Here is a 25,418-nt window from a genome sequence, read left to right on the forward strand (position 1 = left end):
CCAATAAAAGAACGGTTACACAACCTTTTTTATTGTAAATCAGACTGAATATACATAAGATGAAACATATATATAAGAAAATGTTACATATAGAAAAAACATTATCGGTCAATAAAACTAAATTTACGTCTGTTATTGCATAAGACACGATGCATAACAATTACCATGAAAAAACATAAAAACATTAACCGTTATGAATTTTAAAATCTTATTACGAACAGGCATCTTCTGCGCCTTAGTATCATCATGCGCACAAGAAAACAAATTCCCTTATCAAGACACATCATTATCTCCTAAAGAAAGAGCCGAAGACTTATTGAAGAGACTCACCCTCGAAGAAAAAGCCCTGCTGATGCAAAACGAATCACCGGCTATTGAAAGGCTTGGCATCAAGGCTTACGACTGGTGGAACGAGGCACTTCACGGAGTGGCAAGAGCAGGACTGGCAACCGTCTATCCGCAGGCTATAGGTATGGCGGCATCGTTCGATGATGAACTTCTGTACGATGTGTTCACTTCCGTTTCGGATGAAGCCAGGGCAAAATCAACAGAATTCAGCAAATCGGGAAAGCTGAAGAGATATCAGGGACTTACGATGTGGACTCCTAATGTAAACATATTCAGAGACCCTCGTTGGGGAAGAGGACAGGAAACATATGGCGAGGATCCATATCTTACGTCAAAAATGGGTGTAGCAGTAGTAAAAGGACTGCAAGGACCTGACGACAGCAAGTACGACAAACTGCATGCCTGCGCCAAACATTATGCAGTACATTCAGGTCCGGAATGGAACAGACATAGTTTTAACGCAGAGAATATTTCTCCGAGGGACTTATGGGAAACATATCTTCCTGCCTTCAAGGAACTGGTGCAGGAGGCTGACGTAAAAGAAGTGATGTGCGCCTATAACCGTTACGAAGGCGAACCTTGCTGTGGTAGCAACAGACTTCTTACACAAATTCTGCGCGATGAATGGGGATTTGACGGTATTGTAGTTTCAGACTGCTGGGCTATCAATGACTTCTGGACAAAAGGAAATCATGAAACACATCCGGACAAGAATCATGCCATTGCTGATGCAGTTTCAAACGGAACTGACCTTGAGTGCGGACCTAACTACCCATCTCTTCCTGAAGCAGTAAAAGCAGGACTCATAACAGAAGACCGTATAGACAAGTCACTGAAAAGACTTCTGAAAGCCAGATTCGAATTAGGAGAAATGGACGACAAGACTCCATGGAGTGAGATTCCTTATTCCGTAGTAGATTCAAAAGAGCATAAGGAACTGGCACTTAAAATGGCAAGAGAGACGATGGTACTTTTACAGAACAAGAACAACATCCTCCCACTGAAAGGTAATGAGAAAATAGCGCTTGTTGGTCCTAATGCAAATGACTCCATCATGCAATGGGCAAATTACAACGGCTATCCGTCGCATACGATTACTCTTCTGGAAGCTCTCAAGAATACTATCCCGGCAGGAAATCTGATTTACGAACAGGGATGCGACCGCACGGAAACCACCACACTTGCAAGTACTTTCAGCCAATGCAGCAACGACGGCAAACCTGGTTTCAAGGCTACATACTGGAATAATACCGAAATGAAAGGCGAACCGGCTACTGTTACACACGTAAGTACTCCTTTCCACTTCATCACTACAGGTGGAACGACTTTTGCGTCAGGGGTAAACATACAGGGCTTTTCTGCCAAATATGAAAGTGTGCTGAAACCTGAAAAAGACACAGACATGAACTTCTGTTTCACCGCTCACGCACAGATCAGACTATACATTAATGGAGAAAAAGTGGGAGAAGGAAGATTTATCAAAAACAATGAAAGTCTTTATACCCTCAAGGCAAAGGCAGGACAGGAATACAATATAGCCATTGAATACATTTTCAACAGTAACGACCGTGCGGCATCTCTCGACTTCGATATGGGTTACTATGTACCTGTAGATTTGCAGAAGAGCATAGACAAGGTAAAAGATGCTGACATCGTAATTTTCGCAGGAGGTATTTCCCCTACTCTGGAAGGTGAGGAAATGTCTGTCAAGATTCCAGGATTCAAAGGTGGTGACAGAACTGATATAGAATTACCTGAGATACAAAGAGAATTCATCAAGAAACTGAAGGCGGCAGGAAAGAAAATCGTTTATGTGAACTTCTCCGGTTCCGCAATGGGACTTGTACCGGAATCACAGAATTGTGATGCCATTATTCAGGCATGGTATCCGGGACAGGCAGGAGGACAGGCCGTGGCTGATGTTATCACAGGTAAATATAATCCGGCTGGAAGACTTCCTATAACATTCTACAAGAACGTTGAACAAATTCCTGATTTTGAAGACTACTCAATGAAAGGACGTACATACAGATATATGACTGAAAAGCCTCTGTTCTGCTTCGGACATGGATTGAGCTACACAACTTTCGAATATGGAAATGCCAGCGTAAGCAGCAATACTCTTGATGATGACGATGAGATAAAACTGACCGTTCCTGTGAAGAACTCAGGAAAAATGAATGGAGATGAAGTCGTACAAGTATATCTGAAATACAACGGCGACAAGGAAGGTCCGTCTCACGCACTGAGAGCTTTCAAGAGAGTCAACATCGGAAAGGGAGAAACACAGAATGTAGAATTCACTCTTGATGACGACGATTTCGAATGGTTTGACACTCAGAACAACACAATGAATACCCTAGAAGGCAAATACACCATTTACTATGGTGGTACATCTGATTTGTCGAAACTGAAAAAACTCACTGTAGAAGTGAAATAAGAGATATTTCTTGCATTCAACGAAAAAGAGTTGTACTTTTGAATTCAAAGAATACAACTCCAGACATGAATACAGAAACAATAAGTACATTATACAAACAAGTTACCGGTCAGCAGCACGATAATATCGAGCTGCTGACCGGTTCCGGTTCAAACCGTCAGTATTTCCGTATGACAGGAATACGCAATCTGATAGCCGTGCGTGGTGAGTCAATTGCCGAAAACCGTGCTTTCATATATATGGCACGCCACTTTCACGAAAAAGGAATACCTGTTCCAGAAGTCCTTGCCGTATCAGATGATGAAAGTTGCTACATACAGGAAGACCTCGGCGACACGTTGCTTTTCAATGCCATAGCCAATGGCAGAAACACAGGCATATTCAGCAATCATGAAAAAGAACTTATACGAAAAAGTATAACAGTTCTTCCGTCAATACAGTTCAAAGGAGCCGAAGACATGGATTTCGGGATGTGTTATCCACTGTCGGATTTCAACCGACGCACGGTGATGTGGGATCTGAACTATTTCAAATACTGTTTTCTGAAAGCCACAGGAATAAATTTTAATGAGAGTAATCTGGAAGACGACTTCGAAGAAATGACAGACATTCTGCTCAGTGCCTCGTCCGACACTTTCATGTACCGTGATTTCCAGAGCCGCAATGTAATTATCAAAGATGAAAAGCCTTACTTCATTGATTTTCAGGGAGGGCGCAAAGGTCCTATATATTACGACGTAGCTTCATTCCTATGGCAGGCAAAGGCTAATTTCAACAGCGAAATCAGAGAAGAAATGATTGAAACATACATTTCGGAAGCGAATAAATTCACAGAAATCAACTCTGAGGAATTCAAAAAAACATTACACCATTTCGTGGTTTTCCGCACCATGCAGGTACTTGGTGCATACGGATTTCGCGGACTGTTCGAACGCAAGACACACTTCATAGAAAGCATCCCATATGCCCTGAATAATCTTCAGACACTATTCAAGAACCATTCGAACGAGTATCTTTACCTGAGCAAACTACTCATGCAACTTTCAGAAATGGATATAAACGATATAACAACATTAAAACAATGAATACAGACAAACAGCTTACAGTAAAAGTGATGAGTTTCTCCTACCGTAAAGGCATTCCTGAAGATACATCCGGCAATGGCGGAGGATACGTTTTCGACTGCCGGTATGTACACAATCCTGGAAGATATGACGAATACAAACCTCTGACAGGACTTGACAAACCAGTTATAGATTTCCTGGAAAATGACGGTGAGATAACAGAATTCCTTACTCACGTATATGCACTTACAGACGCACACGTAAAACGCTATATCGAAAGAGGATTTACCAGCCTGATGATATGCTTCGGCTGTACAGGCGGACAGCACCGTTCCGTATATTCGGCACAACATACGGCTGAACATATCCACAACAAGTTCGGCGTGAGAGTAGAGCTTCTTCACCGCGAACAGAACATAGAACAAATATTCGAAGCAAATAATACAGAAGTATGAAAGCAATGATATTCGCGGCCGGTTTGGGAACCAGACTCAAACCTCTGACTGACACCATGCCAAAAGCACTCGTACCTGTAGCGGGAAAACCGATGCTGGAGCATGTCATCATGAAGCTGAAATCATCCGGATTTGACGACATTATCATAAACATACATCATTTCGGAGAACAGATTATAGATTTCCTCAATGCCAACAACAACTTCGGAATAAATATCCGTATAAGCGACGAAAGGGATATGCTACTCGATACAGGCGGAGGAATCAGACATGCCCTTGAACTCTTCCCTACCGACGAGCCTGTGCTGATTCATAATGTTGACATCCTGTCAGATGTAAATCTGAAAGAATTTTACAGTTTCCATCTCCAGTCCGGCAATGATGCCACACTTATGGTAAGCGAAAGAAAAACATCACGCTATCTTATATTCAATAAGGAAGACAGACTCTGCGGATGGATAAACAAAAATAGCGGTGAGACGAAACCGGAAGGCTTCGTTTATGACTCTTCTGAATACTCAGAATATGCTTTCAGCGGAATACACGTGGTTTCGCCATCAATGATGAAATACATGGATGATAAATGGAGCGGAAAATTCCCTATAATGGATTTCTATCTCGGAACATGCCATAAGGCTAAATTCGGAGCATGCATAAGACCAGAAATCAAACTGATAGATATAGGTAAACCGGAAACACTTGAGAAAGCGAATGAATTTATAAATTCATTATAATATTAAAGGCGGTCTTCAAAAAACCGCCTTTAATGTTTATTATCAATCCCAAAGTTTAAGTCTGTTCTTGCGAGCCTCATCCAGAGATACCACATTCACCTTCTTTTCCTGATGGGCTTCAGTCAGAGTTTTATACTCGTCATACAGTTCTTTAACGAATATATCTTTCTGTTCCGGATTTAGCAGTTTTGCCGCTACAGGAGCATTTAGAGACGCATCCTTCAGATGAACTACCGGAGCATGATATGCAGGTACAATCTTTAAGGCCGTATGCAATTTGGAAGTTGTAGCTCCACCCACTATAACAGGTATATCAAGTCCGGCACGCTCCATCTCCGAAACTGTATGTACCATCTCATCAAGCGAAGGAGTAATCAATCCGCTCAATCCTACTATATCAACCTTTTCACGTATAGCAGTCTCTATTATCTTGTCGGCAGGCACCATAACCCCAAGATCTATAATCTCGAAATTATTGCATGCCATTACCACACCTACAATATTCTTACCTATATCATGCACATCACCTTTCACTGTGGCAAGAAGAACTTTTCCGGCACTTGTGGCACCATCTTTCTTTTCCGCCTCAATATATGGCTGAAGTACGGCCACAGCCTTCTTCATTGTACGGGCAGTCTTGACCACCTGCGGAAGGAACATTTTTCCCGAGCCGAACAGCTCACCCACATGGTTCATTCCGTCCATCAACGGACCTTCTATTATACTTACAGCGTTGGGATATTTATCAAGAGCTTCGTTAAGATCCTCTTCAAGGAAGTCGCTCACTCCTTTAACCAAAGCATATTTCAATCTTTCTTCAACAGTAGTTCCTTCACGCCATACAATCTTAGACGAAGAAGCCTGTTCACCGGTCTGCCCTTCCTTTTCTGCCTTCAATCTTTCTGCAGTCTCAATCAGTCTTTCCGCTGCATCCGGACGACGATTAAGCACCACATCCTCTATCCTTTCAAGCACATCTGCCGGAATATCTGTATATAAAACAGATGTCCCCGGATTTACAATGCCCATATCCATTCCCTGCTGGATTGCATGATAAAGGAACACAGCATGCATTGCCTCACGGATATAGTTATTTCCACGGAACGAGAAAGAGAGATTGCTGACACCACCACTGATGTGTGCTCCCGGAAGATTTTTCTTTATCCAGCCTGTAGCACGGATAAAGTCAACGGCATAATTGTTATGCTCCTCAATTCCGGTTGCCACAGCCAACACGTTAGGGTCGAATATTATATCGTGTGGATTGAAACCTACAACCTCTGTAAGAATTCGGTATGCACGTTCGCACACAGAAATCTTACGTTCGTATGTATCTGCCTGCCCCTGCTCGTCGAATGCCATAACTATAACAGCGGCACCGAATGCCTTGACAGTACGTGCATGTTCTATAAACACCTCTTCACCTTCCTTTAGGGAGATAGAGTTTACTACACACTTTCCCTGAACACATTTCAATCCGGCCAGAATAACGTCCCATTTAGACGAGTCGATCATCACAGGCACACGAGCTATTTCCGGTTCCGAGGCCATGAGATTAAGGAAAGTGGTCATCTCTGAAACTGCGTCAAGCAGACCGTCGTCCATATTGACATCTATCACAAGAGCTCCGTCTTCCACCTGCTTTCGTGCGATGGAAAGAGCCTCATCGTATTTCTTTTCGTTTATCAGACGGAGGAATTTCCTTGAACCGGCAACATTACATCTTTCTCCTACATTGACAAATCTCACTTCCGGTGTAAGCTCCAAAAGTTCAAGACCTGAAAGCCACATATACTGAGGTTTTGACACAGGTTCATGTGGAACAGCATCCTTTATCAGCTCCTGATATTTGGCTATATATTCCTCTGTAGTACCACAGCAGCCACCGATTATGTTTACCAGTCCTTCATTGATATACTCTTTCACCTCCTCTGCCATCTGTTCCGGAGTCTGGTCATACTGTCCAAGGCTGTTCGGCAAGCCGGCATTAGGATACGCGCTTATATAATACGGCGCACGAACAGCCAAAGCTTCAAGGAAAGGTTTCAGCTGTTTCGCTCCGAACGAGCAGTTAAGTCCTACAGACAATATGTCTGCATGTTGTACAGAAGCAAGAAAAGCATCAAGAGTCTGTCCGGACAAAGTCCTTCCTGCAATATCGGAAACTGTAACAGAAAGCATCAAAGGTACTTTTCTGCCAGTCTTCTGCATAGATTTCTCAGCAGCCATTATAGCTGCCTTGGCATTCAGAGTATCAAAAATAGTTTCTATGAGAATCGCATCTACTCCACCCTCAATCAATGCCTCCATCTGGATGCAGTATGCAGAACAAAGTTCATCGAATGTAAGTGCACGATATGCAGGATTATTCACATCCGGACTCATTGAACAAGTTTTGTTTGTAGGTCCCACCGAACCTGCCACAAACCTAGGTTTGTCAGGATCCATGGCAGTAAACTCGTCTGCCACCTTTCTTGCCAGACGTGCAGCCGCAAGATTTATCTCACGGCAAAGGTGTTCGGCATGATAGTCCGCCATCGACACCGGAGTAGCATTAAAACTGTTGGTTTCGATTATGTCCGCTCCTGCCTGAAGATATTTTCTGTGTATTTCCTCTATCACATCAGGGCGTGTAAGACAAAGCAAGTCATTATTTCCTTTCTGCTGTCCAGGAAGTTCCTTGAAACGCTCTCCACGGAAATCATCCTCTGCCAGTCCATATCGTTGTATCATCGTACCCATAGCTCCGTCCAGAACCAGAATACGCTCGCTTAATAATTGTTGTATTGATTTTGTAAGCATATATTATGTTTATCTCTTAAACATACGGTCCATCATTCTCTTGTCGTCTTTCTCTTTAAGCGTTTCGCGCTTGTCGTATTGTTTCTTACCTTTTGCAAGTGCTATAACCACCTTTGCAAGTCCGCGTTCATTTATAAACATACGTGTAGGAACAATGGTAAATCCAGTTTCCTGTATTCCACGCTGCAACTTACGAAGTTCTTTCTTGTTGAGCAAAAGTTTACGGTCGCGTCGCGCCAGATGATTGTTATACGAGCCATAGAAATATTCGGCTATGTGCATATTCTTCACCCAAAGTTCACCCTTCGAAAAGAAACAGAAAGTATCTACAAGGCTCGCTTTTCCCTGTCTGATAGATTTTATTTCAGTTCCGGTAAGCACTATTCCGGCTGTATATGTATCTATAAATTCATAGTCGAACGAGGCGCGCTTGTTCTTTATATTTATATTGTTATTGGTAGTATTTTTCATCTTATCACTTATTTTATTCTACAACCACCTGTAAATTACCGTAATGTTGCAGACAATACATTAAACACTATTTCAATAAAAGAAGGACAGAGCAGTATTATTATCGTCGCCACAAGAGTGAAAAGCGTTACTTTATCCTCCCGCAATCGTAAAAAGCCTCGTGTACCTTCGAACACTACAAACAATGTATAAATTTGCAATATTATAAGCAGGAGTTTAAGCGAAAGAAGACTGCTTAGGATATCAAGCACAAATTTCACAGTCATGGAATATGCCACAAACACCGTTACCATATCCCTTGAAACTGTAGTTGAAAACCATTTCTGCAAAATCTTGTCGAGCAGATATACCGACAAGAAAAAACCTCCGAAAAGTGCAACGGCAACCGCACAGCAATGAGTCAGTGCTACCTGAAACACATCTGGAATAAATTCCTTACCGAAAAAAGTCCCTATGAATTCACTCACTCCACACAAGCCTATCATAGGATATACAAAATTCGCAAGAACCGATTTCGATTCTCCTTCTGTAGAAATCTGCTCCCATGCCTTGGCAGGCGAAGAAAGTATAAATAATGTCCTTGATAACAAATCTTTGTAATTCAATGTTCCTAAGTTTTAAGTTTCTAATCCTTTGATATTCTTCACTAATACCTTTTGCCACAAAACGGCTATTTCAAAATCAATTCGAACTACAAATGTATAAAAAACAATGATAAAGTTATTAATAATGACAAAAAAAAATAAAGACGGGCAGTAAACAGTATTTACCACCCGTCAACAATCAGTTATGAGAAAATATAAGGAAAAGTTAATTATTAGTTCCTTCAATCTGAGAATAGTCAATTTCTATTTTTTGTGAAGTTACACTATTCTCATCATACAATCCGCTATTAGAGTTCTGTTCGTACTCAATACAAATTTTCTTAGGACTTGAACCTTTTACTGATTTATATTCAGACAATGCATAAAAAATATTGTATGTAAATACCTGATGATATATAGCTTTTCTCTCGCTATTTAGTTCTTCATCACCCACTGAATGTCTAAGACGCAAAATTAACTCACCTTCATTAGCTTCTGTATCATTTACACTATAATAAACTTCAATATTATGAGAATTCAACTCTTCTTGCTGCTTTGTTTCATCGTCATTATATGCTTTTACATAATAAAAAACGGGAATAAACATAGTTGTCTTGTCCCAAAATAATGTACTATAATAATATCCATCTGTAAGTCCTATAACAGGAGCATTGGCCATAAGTTCCTCCTCATCTGTATAAGGACTCAAGTACTTATTTTTAAAGCCCTCTATTCCAAGACATTCTATATCCTTATCTGCATTTACGGCAAACACACTTGAATCATATTTATAATAAATTAAGGCATAATTTGTATCAAAATCAAGATTTATTACACTCTGATTGTTTGGAGTGAGTTTTGCACCATAAGCAGTCTCAAATTTATAATATCCCAGACCTCCTGTTACCTTTACATAATCAAAACCAGTTACATTCGGATCAGACTCACCCAAACAAGAACTCAATCCCAACACTGCCATAAATGCGGTAAGCAAAACCGCGAACTTTGTTTTCTTCATAAATATCTATTTTCTTTTTAAAATTAATAAACTATACAGTAAATGCACTATAAATGTAAATACTGCATGAAAAACAAAAAAAATTATTCTATTTCTGCAAAATCTTCCAAATGATTGTCCACATACTCTGCAATTGTTGCAGTCACCATCTCTTCCATATCCATGAACTGTTCTTCCAAATCGTCGAAAACCTCATACTGTTCGTACATAGCCATAAACTCTTCGTCAGTACATTCCTTTTGCAAATCAGCCTTGTTTGCATCATAGATGGCTTTTGCATCATAAATCAGTTTGGCAAAATCCTTGGCACCAAACATACGCATAGCTTTTGCAAAAGGATTTTCGAAGATATACGGACCGTAACCATTCTGAATCAGCTGTACGAAACCTCCCTCGAGAACTTCCTCACGAAAGATATGATATCCCAACAAAGAATGCTGGAAACCATTAAGCATAGGCATTGTCTCAGCATTTATCTCGCCTCCTGTAACTTCAATATATTTATCCGTAAATACTTTGAGGAAAGCATCCATTCCTTCCTCTGCACCCTTACGCAATTCTGCATCGGACACTGTTATTTTCTTTATTTCCATAACTTATGTTTATATTTCTACAAAGGAAATATTTTTTCGCCAAACATACAATATTTATGTAATTTAAGTTTAGTCTAGCAGACTTTAACTTAGTTGACCGCCGGTTCAGTTAGCCAGTGAACACAAAATCTATCTTTACCATGTTGAAAAGTTATTTTAATCCTGACGAAATCTATAAATACAATTGTTGTTTTTATAAACCACAGTGTGATTTGTATAAACTACAGTGTGATTTATACAAACAACAGTGTTGTTTATAGTTTTTTTCCTGAAGAAAGCAATTTCTTTTATGCTTGTACTGAAGTTTTTATACAGCACTTTTCCGCCTAGACACTGAAAACTCGTATGAATCGATTAGTCTTCAAATTTTTCGTGAGAAAAGAAGAAGTATAATAATAGTATTTATTTCATTCAAACGATAACAATTGTTATTTTGTAGAAATACATTTTTCCCACAAAAGAATTGTAGCTTTTTAGAGATTTCATCGTGAATCTACAATCCTTTTTATATATTTGTGTTCAAATATTGGCAATCCCCAAAGAAGACAATAGAAAGAAGATGTTCGGTCTGTTGCCATCTTTACCTAATAAGGAAAAGAAAGTAAAGGATTCTGGTCAACGTAAGATATGTGAATGTAGAGAGTATAATCGATTAGGAGTATGGCACTTGCAATAAATATAGACGACCTTCTGAATAAGCAGAGGATAGAATCCAACCGAATAGAATTCAAGAAGGGTTGGAATCCAGCAAGCATATACCATAGTGTATGTGCATTTGCCAATGATTTTGACGATCTTGGTGGTGGTTATATAGTGGTTGGTGTTGATACAGACGAAGCAACAGGAGTAGCTATTCGTCCTGTGAATGGAATCCCTACAGAAATGATTGATGGAATATTACAGGATATGGTGGGTTACAATAACAAGATTTCACCTTACTATATGCCCCGAACTAGTGTGGAGGAAATTGATGGTAAGGTTGTACTTGTTATATGGTGTCCTGCAGGAATCAACCGACCATATTCTGTTCCTGAGAACGTTACAGCTAAAAGTATAACAAAGGAATATTTCTATATCCGTAGTGGTACGAGCAGTATAATTGCTAAGGGTGAAATTCTCGATGAATTACGTGAATTGGCATGTCGTATTCCATTTGACGAACGTGGAAACCCCGATATTAAAGTGGAGGATATTTCAACGCTCCTGTTACGAGAATATTTGGTTAAGGTTGGCAGTAAACTTGCCAATGAATTATACACAAAACCTTTAGAGAATATTCTAGAACAAATGGATTTATATGTTGGTCCCAAAGAAAATCGTATGCTTAGAAATGTAGCTGCAATGATGTTTTGTGAAGACCCAACTAAGTTTTTCAAACGCACACAGGTGGAAATCGTATATTTCCCGGAAGGAAGATTGAATAATCCAAACAATTTATATGAAGGACCTGTTATTAAAGGTTCTATTACGCAGATTATTGACAGAACATTGGAGTATCTGAATCGAATGCTTGTTATGCAAACGATAATAAAGCCAAAGGATAGCAGCCGGAGCCAAAAGTTTTTCTCCTATCCATATCAAGCTTTGGAAGAGAGTGTAACAAACTCATTATATCATAGAGATTATCGTGAATGGGAACCGGTGGTCATCACTATAGAACCGCAAGGAATTACCTTACAGAATGTTGGAGGTCCTGACAGAAGTATATCCGCAGCTGATATTTCAAAATGTGAAGTCTTGGTATCAAAGCGATATCGTAATCGCAGACTCGGAGAGTATCTCAAAGAACTCGATTTGACTGAAGGTCGTAGTACTGGTATTCCCACTATTCAGAATGTTTTGGTGAATAATGGTTCACCACGAGCTAATGTAGTTACAGATGAAGAACGAACCTTTTTTAGAATAACAATTCCATGTCATGAAGCAGCTGGAAATATTATTGCTGACATTGCACATAAAGACGGCTCATTAAAAGTTTCCAAACGTGGTTCATTAAAAACTGCACTACAAAGTGCACCAGAAACTGCACTACAAAGTGCACCAGAAACTGCACTGCAAATCATTAAAGAGATTAGGAATAACCCCAATATTACACTTTCTGAGTTAGCAGAAAAGATTGGAGTATCTCGCCGTTGGATAGCAACTAATATTAAACACCTTCAAGACACTGGAGCTGTGAAAAGAATTGGACCCAATAAAGGCGGTTATTGGGAAATTATAATGTAAATCAATCGCTAAAAAGAAACTTAATATGCTGTTATGGCAAAAGATAAAAGGACTAAGACTTGAGAATGGAATACAACAAAGACAACCAACTTCTTTTCTTCAAACAGTAGATAACTGACTAATCCGTAACCTTTTACTACAGTTAGTTGGTAGCTACTACTAATTCTCAATCACTTAGGCCTTTTTCATAATTTTGATAAACAAAAAAGAATGACTATGAATAAAGACATAACTTGCTTCACCGTTTCCGAAGATGAAAGCATTGCAAGACATATAATGAAAGAATGCAACAGAGTGAAGCAGACTATAGCACTGAAAATCAACGAAATTAACTCTACTCAGGGAATAAGAAATATCTTACGGCAGGCAGACACGGATTTTATACTGATATACACCAAACCATATCCTATAAATCTGGGATATAAAGCCATAGAGCGCATGGCAGACTATCTTATGGCAGACAATGCCGGTATGACTTATGCCGACCATTACATCATGAAGGAAGATACACGTCTGTCTCATCCTGTTATCGACTATCAGAAAGGAAGTGTACGCGATGACTTCGACTTCGGTTCACTGATAATGTTCAGAACTGATGTTTTCAGAAAAGCAGCCGAAAGCCTGATCGCACAGAAGGAATATTTATTCTCGGGACTTTATGCACTGCGACTGGCTGTTTCGAGAATTGCTGACATTATCCATATCAGGGAGTTTTTATATACAGAAGTAGAAGACGATTTGCGAAAATCTGGCGAGAAACAGTTTGACTATGTTGATCCTCGCAACCGTAGCGTACAGATTGAGCGTGAAGAGGCTTTTACATATCATCTGAAACAAATAGGTGCTTATCTCCCGCAAAGAAACAGACTGATAGATACCGAGGAAGGCAATTTTGCATACGAAGCTTCGGTCATTATTCCTGTGAGAAACAGAGTGAAGACTATTGATGATGCAATAAAGTCGGTTCTGGAACAGGAAACGGATTTCAAATTCAACATTATAATAATAGACAATCATTCTACTGACGGCACTACCGAATGCATAGATAAGTATAAAAATAATAAGAATGTGATACACATAGTTCCGGAACGTACCGACCTAGGTATAGGCGGATGCTGGAATCTTGGTATTGACCATCCTGAATGCGGACGTTATGCTGTACAACTAGACAGCGATGACCTCTACAGCAGTCCGCACACACTGCAGACTATAGTGGATAAGTTCCGTACAGAGAAATGCGCCATGGTTATAGGCTCGTACAGGATGACAAACTTCAGTCTGGAGACGTTGCCTCCGGGAGTGATTGACCACAAAGAGTGGACAGACGAGAATGGTCATAACAACGCTTTGCGCATAAACGGGCTCGGCGCTCCACGCGCTTTCTTCACTCCACTGTTGCGTGAAACAAGAGTTCCGAACACAAGCTATGGAGAGGACTATGCACTGGGACTGGCATTTTCAAGAAATTACAAGATTGGAAGAATTTACGATGTGGTATATCTGTGCCGCCGCTGGGAAGGAAACTCTGATGCGGCATTGAGCATTGAGAAGATTAACCAGAACAATGCATATAAAGACAGTCTGCGCACTTTGGAGATAAACAGAAGACTCGGACTGGCAGAAAAAGAAGCTGAAGAATTCATTGCCGCACAGTTCGAAAAATGGGAGCTTTGTCGCAAGAACCATGAAGCGCTGAAAGACATCAAAACCAAAAGTTTCAATATCAACGGAAACAATATCAAGGTGCAGTTCAATCCGGCAAGAGCAGTATCTACACTGGCAAAACTTGACAAATCATCCATCGAAGCACGTCCGTGCTTCCTCTGCATGAAAAACAAGCCTGAAGAACAGTATTCAATAAGCATTGATGCAGGAATGAAATTCAGCGTCAGAATAAACCCATATCCTATTCTGCCGGGACATCTGACGATTTCTTCGGAAGAACACATTCCACAGACACTGGCAGACAAGATGAATATGCAACTGCCGGGAAAGGTTCTTCAAAAAGTAGAGGATTATTTCGGACACGGATATGCCATATTCTATAATGGCGCTAAGTGCGGCGCATCGGCTCCGGATCATTTCCATTTCCAGGCTGCCAGAAAGGAGGATATTCCTTTTATTGCCCAATGGAACGAAATATTCAAATCTGCAGTCAAAGATGAAACTGTAGAAATGCAGAACGGAGATATGTGTACAAGTTTCTCAGTCAATGGCTATATATGCCCGATAAAAGCTTTTATTTCTAACTCTGGCAACATTGATACAGAACTACTCAACAGATATCTAAACTCACTGACTACACATGAAGGTGAAACTGAACCACGATTCAATATGTTTGCATGGAGAGATACAGACGGTAAGTTTATAACTGCATATTTTCCGAGAGAAGCGCACCGTCCATCATGCTATTTTGCAGAAGGTAAAGAACAGATATTTGTCAGTCCTGGAGCACTGGATATGGCTGGTCTTATAGTAACTCCACGCGAAGAGGATTTCTTAAAAATAACAGAATCAGACATAAAAAAGATTTACAAGGAAGTATCATCATGGAAAAACCATATATAAATGTAGGTATAGTAGCGGGGAAAGAAATCTCATTTACTCTGAATGGCGAATACCTGACACAAGAAGGAGAAGTCGTAACGGGACATCTTAAAGCATCTGTAACTGGGAATGGGGAAATCTCATTGGGTACAAAAAAAACTGAGTCCATAGAACTCACTCCGGAAGACAGCAACTGTTCGTTTACACTTCATAACGTAACAATAGGTATCTCCTATCATTGGGAAAGGCAGGAGGAGCAGACTTTCACCGGAAAATTAAAACTGATTACAGATGGAGATAATGTGATAGCCATAAACATATTGCCTGTTGAGGATTATCTGGTGAGTGTGATTTCTTCAGAAATGAGCGCCACGTCATCGCTGGAATTCTTGAAATCGCATGCGGTAATATCGCGTAGCTGGCTTCTTGCACAAATTGAAAACAGAGATAGGAAAAATGTACATAAATCTTTACAACAAAATTTCACAACAGATGAGAACAGTATAATAAGATGGTACGACCGTGAGGATCATAAACTTTTCGATGTATGTGCCGACGACCACTGTCAGAGGTATCAGGGAATCACAAAAGCATCAAACCCGTCTGTAGCAAAAGCTGTGAAAGATACTGAGGGTATGGTACTTATGTATGGTGATGAAATATGCGACGCGAGATTTTCAAAATGTTGTGGAGGTATTTCGGAAACATTCGATACCTGTTGGGAAGACAAGGATTATCCGTATCTGCAGCCTGTCATTGACGATTCTGAAAACAAGGACATACCGGACCTCAGTATTGAAGAGAATGCCGAAAAATGGATTCGCGCCACTCCTACCGCATTCTGCAATACGCACGATGAAAAGGTTATGAAACAGATTCTGAACAACTATGATCAGGAAACTACCGATTTCTACCGTTGGAAAGTGAAATATTCGCAAAAGGAAATATCGGAACTCATTCACAGGAAGACAGGTATTGAGTTTGGAGATATTAAAGATCTCATCCCAATGCAAAGGGGAAAGTCAGGAAGAATTTCAAGACTTAAAATAGTAGGGACTCTGCGCACTGTAACTATCGGCAAGGAACTGGAAATACGCCGTGCTTTGTCGGAAAGCCATCTGTTCAGTTCGGCTTTTGTAATTGACAAAACAGAAGTTGCAGGCAGCGTTCCGTCAGAGTTTACTATAACCGGTGCCGGCTGGGGACACGGAGTAGGTTTATGCCAGATTGGCGCAGCCATGATGGGCGAAAAAAGTTATTCCTACGACAAAATTCTTTTACATTATTACAGGGATGCTGAAATAAAGAAAGTTTATTAGTGTAGAGAAATCAGTTGTTAGTTAGTAGTTGTTAGAATTGGCTTTTGTACTTTAAAATAATATGAATGAAACAATAAAAACACGTTCGCCATGGACATGGGTACCTTCGCTTTATTTTGCCGAAGGTCTTCCTTACGTGGCTGTTATGATTATATCGCTGGTGATGTACAAACGAATGGGAATTTCGAACACGGAAGTGGCTCTATATACCAGTTGGCTGAACCTTCCATGGGTTATCAAACCGCTTTGGAGTCCGTTCATCGACATCATAAAAACCAAACGCTACTGGATTACCTCAATGCAATTGCTGATAGGTGCAGGACTGGCAGGAATAGCTTTTACTATTCCTACAGATTCATTTCTGCAAACCACTCTCGCAATATTCTGGCTTATGGCATTCAGCTCCGCCACTCACGATATAGCAGCCGACGGATTCTATATGATAGGACTTTCGCAACACGAGCAGGCACTGTTTGTAGGAATAAGGAGTACCTTCTACCGTCTTGCAACAATAACCGGACAGGGTGGACTTATCATGCTTGCCGGTTATCTGGAAAGCAGCAGTGGAAATATCAGCCGGGCATGGAGCATTACTTTCTATATTCTGTCGGGACTGTTCATAGGCCTGTGGCTTTACCACAGATATATCCTACCCCGCCCATCTTCAGACATAAAAATAAGTAACAGCAATTCAGAGGGTATTCTGTCGTCATTCATAGGTACATTCCGCTCGTTCTTCAAAAAGAAACAGGCAGTTACGGCTATCCTTTTCATGCTCCTTTACCGTCTGCCGGAAGCTCAGTTGGCCAAAATGGGTATTCCATTCCTGCTTGACCCATTGGAAAAAGGCGGTATGGGAATGACTACGGAACAGATTGGTTTCACTCAAGGTACTGTAGGAGTGATAGGTCTCACAATAGGCGGGATTCTTGGAGGAATTGCAGTTTCTCGTCACGGACTGAAAAAATGGCTCTGGCCTATGGTATGGGCTATATCACTGCCCGACATAGTTTATGTATATTTGAGTTTCTTTCAGAACAGCAGTCTGGAAGTAATAAATTTATGTATTTTCATCGAACAATTCGGTTATGGTTTCGGTTTTACTGCATATATGCTCTACATGATTTATTTCTCGCAGGGAGAAAGCAAAACTGCACACTATGCAATATGTACAGCATTTATGGCTTTGGGAATGATGCTTCCGGGAATGATAGCCGGATGGCTGCAGGAAACCATGGGATACCGTATGTTCTTTATATGGATTATGGTATGCACGGCTGCGACGTTCTGGGTTACATCATTGCTGAAAATTGATAACAATTTCGGAAAGAAATGAGTATAAACAGAAAAATGGGACATAACTTACTTGAATATTACCATAAAATATCTTTTTGATTTTTCATTTAAACATATATCTTTGTGACATAATAACAAAAAAATGAAACATATGAAACGAAATCTATTATCAACTCTAATTGTAATTACTAATATATTATTAACAGCTTTCCTTGCCTCTTGCGGTGAAAGCTATGCTCCGATAACATTGGTCAGTGCTGACGGAAAGACTCATATTACAAATAATGACACTATATATATCGATGCTTTCACAGAAGGACAGGATTTCTACATCAAGGGAGGCAACGGAAAATATATACTGGAAAATCTTAACAAAGATATCGTCAGCTATGAATACAATGGAGAAAAATTATCGCTTACTCCAGTAAAGATAGGAAATGGCATTATGCGTATTACTGATTACGAGAAGAATGAAAGCAGATTTGTTATAACCGTTAAAAATCAGGCACGCATATTCCATGTAAATAATATCTCTACTGAAGTTATAGGAGGAGCATTAACTCAGGATGAAACAAAAATGATTGAAGAAGATATAACAAACAGCGCAATAATGAAGACTGGAGGATCTATAGAATTTACCTATACTGTAGAAGAGCTTAACGGAGGTAATGTTACCATATATCCACAAAAGGGTGCAAGTGCAGTAACAGGAATTTTCAGTCAGAAAGAATCTTACGATCCGGAAAATGGAAACAAGATATTAAGTTTCGACATATCACTGGCAGGAAACAACAAAATAGAATTGGATCTGATTGATAAAACTGAAAACAATTACACATATAAGGTTCTTCGACATGATGTGACTGAAACATATCAGAGTCAGTATCCTAGACTTGAAAAGGCAACAATTGAATATATTCTGGAAGACACAACCGAAAACTGATGACAGACAGACCGGAACACATAGATATACAGTCTTTTGATTTTTTCCAAAGAATAGAAAAAATACATACTCAGCCCGCAGCGTCGCAAGACAACCTGCGGGCTAAGTATATTTTGCTATATAAGGTTCTGCAACAGGCATGTTACGAACTCACCACAGAAGTGACGGCTTCATTTGCAAATATGTTCTCCAGACTGGACTTTATATGCAAGGAGAAGAAGATGACTCCTTCAGACAGATACGCCATACAGACAATGAGGCGTAACTGTAATTCAGCAATGGGTGATAACTTCCAGCCGGACATGAACGAATATCTCTACGACCTCAGGGCAATAGTAAGATTTATATCACTAGGTTTTGAAGAGGACATACCGGCATCCATACTTCCGCAGATACCGCATTCCAACCGTCCGTACAGCGGAACACGCCTGTCACATATTCCTTACGTGAGAGCATCGGTGAACAGCTGGAACGAAAATCTGATTTTCGCATCTACCGACAGCGATGAGGATCCGATGATAGTAATCAACTATGCCAAGGGAGGATTTAACGGCGACATGCTGTATCTGAATGATCTGCTTGAGGAAAACATGCAGATAAACCTGCTTGGTGTTAAAGTAGATGAAGAAAACCACTATATACCGGAACTGATAATACTGCATCCGGACTTTCTGCTCGACATAAGTTCGCTGGCTTCATGCTTCAGGGAGTACGGACATCATCCGTTGAACTTTTTCATGAGCCGAATAAAGCCTAAGGCAAATACTCACCACATACTTATGGGTAACCTCGCCGGACTGTTTCTGGACGATTATATAAACGAAAGGAATACACAACCTGTGACATACGCAGGCAGTCTGAAAAAATTTTTCTCGGCTTCGGCACTTGATTTCTGTACCTGCCCTATACCTGACAATTTCCATACAATGGCACAGGCACAGATGATGAATATTCGTTCCTTCGTAAACGATATTCTACCGCACAGCATTCCTTCTTTCGACAGAAACAAGGTTATGCTTGAAGCATCGTTTATATGCGAAAAACTCGGTTTGCAGGGACGTGTGGACTTGCTTCAGAAGGATTTCAAGGTACTGATAGAACAAAAATCAGGCAAAAAGGATGAGTACAACAAAAGGCATAAGGAAGACCATTTCATACAGATGATGCTGTATCAGGGTGTTCTGATGTATAATTTCGGAAAGGCCACTGAAGATATGCAGACCTTCCTGCTTTATTCCAGATATACAGACGGACTTATCATTGAACACTTTACCGACAAACTATTCCGTGAAAGTATCAAACTGAGAAACATGATAGTGTGCAACGAAATGGCTTTCAGCGAAGGAGCCATTTCTAAAGTGACAGAAGAAATTGATACAGACCTGCTGAACGAACTTCAGGTACACAACAAACTGTGGACCGACTATCAGGAACCTGAACTTTATAAAACAATTCAGACTCTGAAGCACTGCTCATCACTGGAAAAGGCTTATTTCCAGCGTTTCTTTACATTCATATCAAAAGAATCGGTACTGGCTCGCACAGGCGGCAGTGACGACTTATCCAGAGGATTTGCCTCGGTTTGGAACACTCCGTTGGCCGAGAAAATAGAAAACGGTAATATCCTTACCGGTCTGAAAATAAAGGACAAACGCAAGAGTTCACCCAACAAGGGATATGACCTGATAGAACTCAGCATACCTGCTCAAGGAGATGATTTCCTGCCCAACTTCAGAAAAGGAGATATAATAATATTCTATCCATATACAGAAAAACCAGACGTGAGAGACGAAATTCTCATGAAAGGAAACATAACAGAAATAACTCCCGACAATATAACGATAATACTGAGGAACGGACAGCAGAACAAGGACATAATAGGTGGAAATAACGATACTTTTGCCATAGAACATGATTCTTCGGACGTTTCCGCTTCGGCAGGAATAAGAGGGCTTTTCTCTTTCCTTTCTGCACGTACAGACAGAAAGGAACTTCTCCTTGGGGCCAGAGAACCATCGTTTAATGAGGGAGTAAAGTTGAACGGCAGCTATGGACGTTTTGATGAAATCATTCTCAAGGAGAAACAGGCAGAGGACTACTTCTTGCTTGTAGGACCTCCGGGTACGGGAAAGACTTCGTGTGCATTGAGATTTATGGTTGAAGAAGCTCTTTCAGAAAAAAATACGTCCATACTGTTATTATCATATACCAACAGGGCTGTAGATGAGATTTGCAGTATGCTTGTTGATTCCGGAATAGCATCCGATACCCCTTTTATTCGTATAGGGCATGAAATGTCGTGCGACAAAAGATTCGAACCATTCCTACTGAAAAATCAGTTGGAAGACTGTCCGAAACTGACTGATATCAAAAAGAAAATTTCGGATACAAGGATATTCGTAGGAACGACTACCGCCATAAACAACAGACTCAATCTGTTCGACATAAAGCACTTCGATATGGCAATAATAGACGAGGCTTCGCAGATTCTTGAACCCGACCTGATAGGAATACTCTCTGCCAGGAGTGGCAACTATAATGCAATAGATAAATTCGTGCTTATAGGCGATTACAAACAGTTGCCTGCCATTGCACTCCAAAATGCAGAAAGCGCAAAGATTACAGACCCTCTTCTGAATACCATAGGACTGTATGATTGCAGAAACTCGCTGTTCGAAAGACTGTACAGACAGAGCGATGAAAAGGCTAAAAGCGTACTGAGGAAACAGGGACGAATGCATCCGGCTATCGCCGAATTCCCAAACACGACGTTCTATAGCCGTGAGTACCTGGAATGTGTACCTCTACCCCATCAGGAAGAGGAATTGCCGTATGCAAATATTCCGGAAAATCCAGATATGATAGAAAAGCTTCTAACTTCGAGAAGGATGGTTTTCATCACTGCACCTACCCCGGAAAATATATCAGCATCATCGGATAAAGCCAACATAAACGAAGCAAAAATCATAGCCGCATTGTTGAAAAGAATTTACAGCCTGACAGAAAACTATTTTGATACAGACAAAACTGTAGGAATCATTGTGCCATATCGCAATCAGATAGCAATGATAAGAAAGGAAATTTCATCTCTCGGCATTCCGGAACTGATGAATATCTCCATAGACACTGTAGAAAGATATCAGGGAAGCCAAAGGGATATTATAATATATTCCTTCACCGTAAGAAATACCAGCCAGCTGAATTTCCTTACATCGAACACTTTCCGCGAGGAAAATGCAATCATAGACAGGAAACTGAATGTAGCCATCACCCGTGCCAGAAAGCAGATGATAATGACAGGCAATCCGCAGGTGCTTAGTGCGAACATCACGTTCTATAAACTGATGGAATATATCCGCATGAACAACGGGTTTATTGATACCAATACAGATGACTTCTGTAAAGGTAACTTTACTATACCTTCATACGACATGAACTGGGAAACGGATGATAAATCGTATTCCATAAAACCGGAATTTGAACAAGCATTCAAGGATATTATAGAAAAACAATATTCGGAGAAAGTCCATTTATCAGGAATGGATGTCGCACGTGCCAAGGAACTGATTTCATACGGGAGAACAGATTTCAACTCTTTACACGGCTTGAAAACAGATGACTACGCCCTACTGTTCAACTTTCATGAAATGAGAAAACAATATTCGGCTGCCATGGCAATGTACGAGGACTGTGGAAACTGGCTGAGGAATGCCATACGAAATGTTTCGGGAAGAGTGGTATTCTGCGATATATCATATGAATCGGCTGCATCAGGCCTGGCATTCATAGACCTGTGCAGGCAGCTGAGCCATACGGATATATATTACTTGGGAATATACCCTACGGAAGAAATGGGACAAACGAGCGAAAAATTCCTTACATCAGAAAACTACAAACACGTGAAATGGAGTCTGTATCCACGCATCACGGCTGTAAGCGACAGTTTCTGGAAATCACACTCCGTACTTCCTGAACTTGTTATATTCAATATGTCGAACATTATGGGATGCATATCCCCTATCGAAGCAAGACATCTTGCCATGCACATAAACCAGGTGGTACATGCACGCCCAACGAACCACTACATCACCATATACAGGGATGATGCAGGAAACATGGCTAACAGGAATGCATATATGGCATTCTGCAGTCACTTGGGAAGAGAGTTTATCAGCCTAAATGAGCAGATGCCAATGATAGCAAAATATTATTTAGGGAAAAACACTAATATTCCTGAATATAAAGAATTTATTTACGAAATAAAATCAAACAGATAAAGAACAGCAATGACAAACAATACGAAACGTGCAGTAATTATGGGAGCTACTTCAGGATTAGGCTATGAAGTGGCACGACTTCTGCTTGCAGATGGCTGGAAACTGGGAGTGGCAGGCCGAAGAGAAGAGAACCTGAAAAAATTACAGTCGGAATATCCAGGACAGGTATGCGTAAAAGCCATAGACGTAAAGGACTGCAATGCCGACGAGGAACTTCTATCTCTGATTGGCGAACTTGGCGGTATGGATATGTATTTCCACAGTTCTGGTATAGGATATCAGAATGCGAGACTTGATGCCGATATAGAACTGAATACACTTGAAACAAACGGAACCGGATTTACCAGACTGGTAGGTACTTCTTTCAGATATTTCAGGGAAAAAGGCAGAGGACATATTGCAGTGATAAGTTCCATTGCCGGAACGAAAGGTTTGGGTGTAGCACCTGCATATTCTGCCACAAAAAGATTTCAAAATACATATATTGATGCATTAGAGCAACTTGCCACTATGCAGAAGCTGGATATCCGTTTCACGGACATACGCCCCGGATTCGTCGCTACAAGTCTGCTTAACGACGGCAAGAATTATCCTATGCTGATGAAAACGTCATACGCAGCAAAGCTGATAGTAAAAGCCTTAAAGAGAAATAAAAGAATAGCTGTGATAGACTGGAAATACAGCATACTGGTATTCTTCTGGAAACTCATACCGCGATGCATCTGGAAAAGGATGAAAGTGAAAAACTAAATCATGCAGTATGCAGAACTTTCTCTTTTTCCACTATATGACATAATCTGCGATATACATATCTGAATGCCGGAAGAAGAAAGGCCACGGCAAACATCCATGCCACAGGATCACCAAAGCATACCGCCCAGTATCCCCACATTGGAACAGCCACTACGCTGACCAATACACGGGCTATCATCTCTGCCACTCCGGAAAGCATAGACAACTGGGTATAACCGGCTCCCTGAATGGTATATCTGAATATACACACCATACCCAAAAATATGAAGAATGAAGCCGATACATGCAGAAACAATGCCGTGTCGGCCAATACTTCTGTTTCAGAGGCATCGACAAACAGCATGGCTATCTCTTCAGAAAAATTCCACAAGACCAGATTCACCATTGCTACATAGGCTACAGTAAGCAACATTGATGCTTTAACGCCCTGCCATATTCTCTCCGGTTTTCCTGCTCCGTAGTTCTGTCCGCTGTATGTAGCCATTGCCATACCAAGACTTTCGAGCATACAGAGGAAGAACATCTTTATCCTCATAGCTGCAGTAAATGCCGCCACACATGCCGTCCCCAAAGCATTATTGGAACCCTGAAGCATTATACTGCCAATGGCTGTTATGGAAAACTGGAGTCCCATAGGCGCACCTATGTAGAGCAACTGTTTCGCCAATTCAGGTCGGAAACGTCTGTCTGCAGGAGCAGTTTTAAGAATGTCAAATTTGCGATACATATACTTATAGCACATAAGTGCCGATACCCCCTGCGAAACGACAGTTGCTATAGCAGCACCGGCAACCCCCCATCCCAACACCAGGATACATACCAGATCGAGAACAATGTTCAGTACAGTAGATATTAGAAGGAACCAGAATGGTGTCTTGCTGTCGCCCAATGCACGTATTATACTGGAAAGAAGATTATAATAGAAAGTACATGGAATACCGATAAAAGTTACCAAGAGATATAGATAAGCTCCTTCCATGATATTATCAGGTGTCTGCATCCATTTCAAGATATAGGCACAAAGCAGACTCGTAACAATGGCTATAGCAACAGACATCACTCCAGCCAGTTTCAGGCTGACCGATACAAATCTGCGCATAGTGACATAATCGCGTGCACCGAATTTCTGAGCAACAGGAATACCGAAACCACCGCAACATCCATTACAGAAACCAAGGATAAGAAACACGACAGACGTGCTTGCACCTACAGATGCCAGTGCATTTATACCAAGAAACTTACCCACTATCGCAGCATCTACAAACGAATATGTCTGCTGAAGCAGATTTCCCAATAAGAGTGGAACTGTGAAATTCAATATAAGAGGCAGAGGAGCCCCAGATGTCATCTCTTTAGACTTTGCCATATATCCTGTACTTTTTACCGGGATGCAAAGGTAATGTATTTTCTACACTCATAGACTTAGGGTTATCAGGATTTTAACAAAAAATAAACTGCACCGGACGATATTGTTCTCACAATCATCATCCGATGCAGTATGAATATTATTTGAAAATCGTTTGCAAAAGTATTGCAAAGCCTTTGCAA

Annotated in this window: 15 protein-coding genes and 1 pseudogene; 10 read left to right on the forward strand and 6 right to left on the reverse strand. The window is 40.6% G+C overall.

Features of this window, described 5'->3' with window-relative positions:
• Nucleotides 1-193: 193 nt before the first annotated feature.
• The 3 genes and pseudogenes from xyl3A (at nt 194) to OCV82_RS02715 (ending at nt 5,041) form a co-directional block, all read left to right on the forward strand.
• Complete coding sequence (gene xyl3A / locus OCV82_RS02705; RefSeq protein WP_154042979.1) at nt 194-2,788, forward strand: xylan 1,4-beta-xylosidase; 2,595 nt, start codon at nt 194-196, stop codon at nt 2,786-2,788.
• Nucleotides 2,789-2,853: 65 nt separating this feature from the next.
• Nucleotides 2,854-4,307: pseudogene (locus tag OCV82_RS02710) on the forward strand (RapZ C-terminal domain-containing protein).
• Complete coding sequence (locus OCV82_RS02715; protein ID WP_154042980.1) at nt 4,304-5,041, forward strand: nucleotidyltransferase family protein; 738 nt, start codon at nt 4,304-4,306, stop codon at nt 5,039-5,041. The pseudogene OCV82_RS02710 and the gene OCV82_RS02715 overlap by 4 nt, the downstream one beginning before the upstream one ends.
• Before the next feature lie 42 nt (nt 5,042-5,083).
• Here OCV82_RS02715 and metH read toward each other — a convergent pair whose 3' ends face one another.
• From metH to OCV82_RS02740, 5 genes are all read right to left on the reverse strand, one after another.
• Complete coding sequence (gene metH, locus OCV82_RS02720; protein WP_154042981.1) at nt 5,084-7,843, reverse strand: methionine synthase; 2,760 nt, start codon at nt 7,841-7,843, stop codon at nt 5,084-5,086.
• Between the two features lie 9 nt (nt 7,844-7,852).
• Nucleotides 7,853-8,314 carry an SsrA-binding protein gene (smpB, locus tag OCV82_RS02725; protein WP_154042982.1) on the reverse strand — a complete coding sequence of 154 codons (462 nt, stop codon included), beginning with the start codon at nt 8,312-8,314 and terminating at the stop codon, nt 7,853-7,855.
• A 35-nt stretch (nt 8,315-8,349) separates the two neighbouring features.
• A complete protein-coding gene (locus tag OCV82_RS02730) occupies nt 8,350-8,919 on the reverse strand; it encodes a YIP1 family protein (protein WP_154042983.1) in 570 nt (189 codons plus the stop codon).
• A 205-nt stretch (nt 8,920-9,124) separates the two neighbouring features.
• Nucleotides 9,125-9,916, reverse strand: a complete 792-nt coding sequence (locus OCV82_RS02735; RefSeq protein ID WP_154042984.1) for a hypothetical protein — start codon at nt 9,914-9,916, stop codon at nt 9,125-9,127.
• A gap of 83 nt (nt 9,917-9,999) precedes the next feature.
• The gene (locus OCV82_RS02740) at nt 10,000-10,509 is read right to left on the reverse strand and encodes a DMP19 family protein (RefSeq protein WP_154042985.1); all 510 of its coding nucleotides are present in this window, start codon (nt 10,507-10,509) and stop codon (nt 10,000-10,002) included.
• 660 nt (nt 10,510-11,169) lie between these two features.
• Here OCV82_RS02740 and OCV82_RS02745 point away from each other — a divergent pair.
• From OCV82_RS02745 to OCV82_RS02775, 7 genes are all read left to right on the forward strand, one after another.
• Complete coding sequence (locus tag OCV82_RS02745) at nt 11,170-12,735, forward strand: RNA-binding domain-containing protein (RefSeq protein WP_154042986.1); 1,566 nt, start codon at nt 11,170-11,172, stop codon at nt 12,733-12,735.
• Between the two features lie 216 nt (nt 12,736-12,951).
• Nucleotides 12,952-15,303 carry a DUF4922 domain-containing protein gene (locus OCV82_RS02750; RefSeq protein ID WP_262542822.1) on the forward strand — a complete coding sequence of 784 codons (2,352 nt, stop codon included), beginning with the start codon at nt 12,952-12,954 and terminating at the stop codon, nt 15,301-15,303.
• Nucleotides 15,285-16,601, forward strand: coding sequence for a SpoIID/LytB domain-containing protein (locus OCV82_RS02755; protein ID WP_154042988.1), 1,317 nt, complete (start codon nt 15,285-15,287; stop codon nt 16,599-16,601). Before OCV82_RS02750 ends, OCV82_RS02755 begins: the two co-directional genes overlap by 19 nt.
• 61 nt (nt 16,602-16,662) lie before the next feature.
• Nucleotides 16,663-17,937 carry an MFS transporter gene (locus tag OCV82_RS02760; RefSeq protein WP_154042989.1) on the forward strand — a complete coding sequence of 425 codons (1,275 nt, stop codon included), beginning with the start codon at nt 16,663-16,665 and terminating at the stop codon, nt 17,935-17,937.
• A gap of 111 nt (nt 17,938-18,048) precedes the next feature.
• Nucleotides 18,049-18,840 carry a hypothetical protein gene (locus OCV82_RS02765; RefSeq protein WP_154042990.1) on the forward strand — a complete coding sequence of 264 codons (792 nt, stop codon included), beginning with the start codon at nt 18,049-18,051 and terminating at the stop codon, nt 18,838-18,840.
• A complete protein-coding gene (locus tag OCV82_RS02770) occupies nt 18,840-23,117 on the forward strand; it encodes an AAA domain-containing protein (RefSeq protein ID WP_154042991.1) in 4,278 nt (1,425 codons plus the stop codon). The genes OCV82_RS02765 and OCV82_RS02770 overlap by 1 nt, the downstream gene beginning before the upstream one ends.
• Before the next feature lie 9 nt (nt 23,118-23,126).
• Nucleotides 23,127-23,867: an SDR family NAD(P)-dependent oxidoreductase gene (locus OCV82_RS02775; RefSeq protein WP_154042992.1), complete on the forward strand. Its 741-nt coding sequence runs from the start codon at nt 23,127-23,129 to the stop codon at nt 23,865-23,867.
• A gap of 1 nt (nt 23,868) precedes the next feature.
• Here the strand turns inward: OCV82_RS02775 and OCV82_RS02780 are convergent, their stop codons facing one another.
• Nucleotides 23,869-25,236, reverse strand: a complete 1,368-nt coding sequence (locus tag OCV82_RS02780) for an MATE family efflux transporter (protein WP_154042993.1) — start codon at nt 25,234-25,236, stop codon at nt 23,869-23,871.
• Between the last annotated feature and the right edge of the window lie 182 nt (nt 25,237-25,418).

Origin of the sequence: Bacteroides cellulolyticus, from assembly GCF_025567135.1 — a bacterium.
Lineage (GTDB): Bacteria > Bacteroidota > Bacteroidia > Bacteroidales > Bacteroidaceae > Phocaeicola > Phocaeicola cellulolyticus.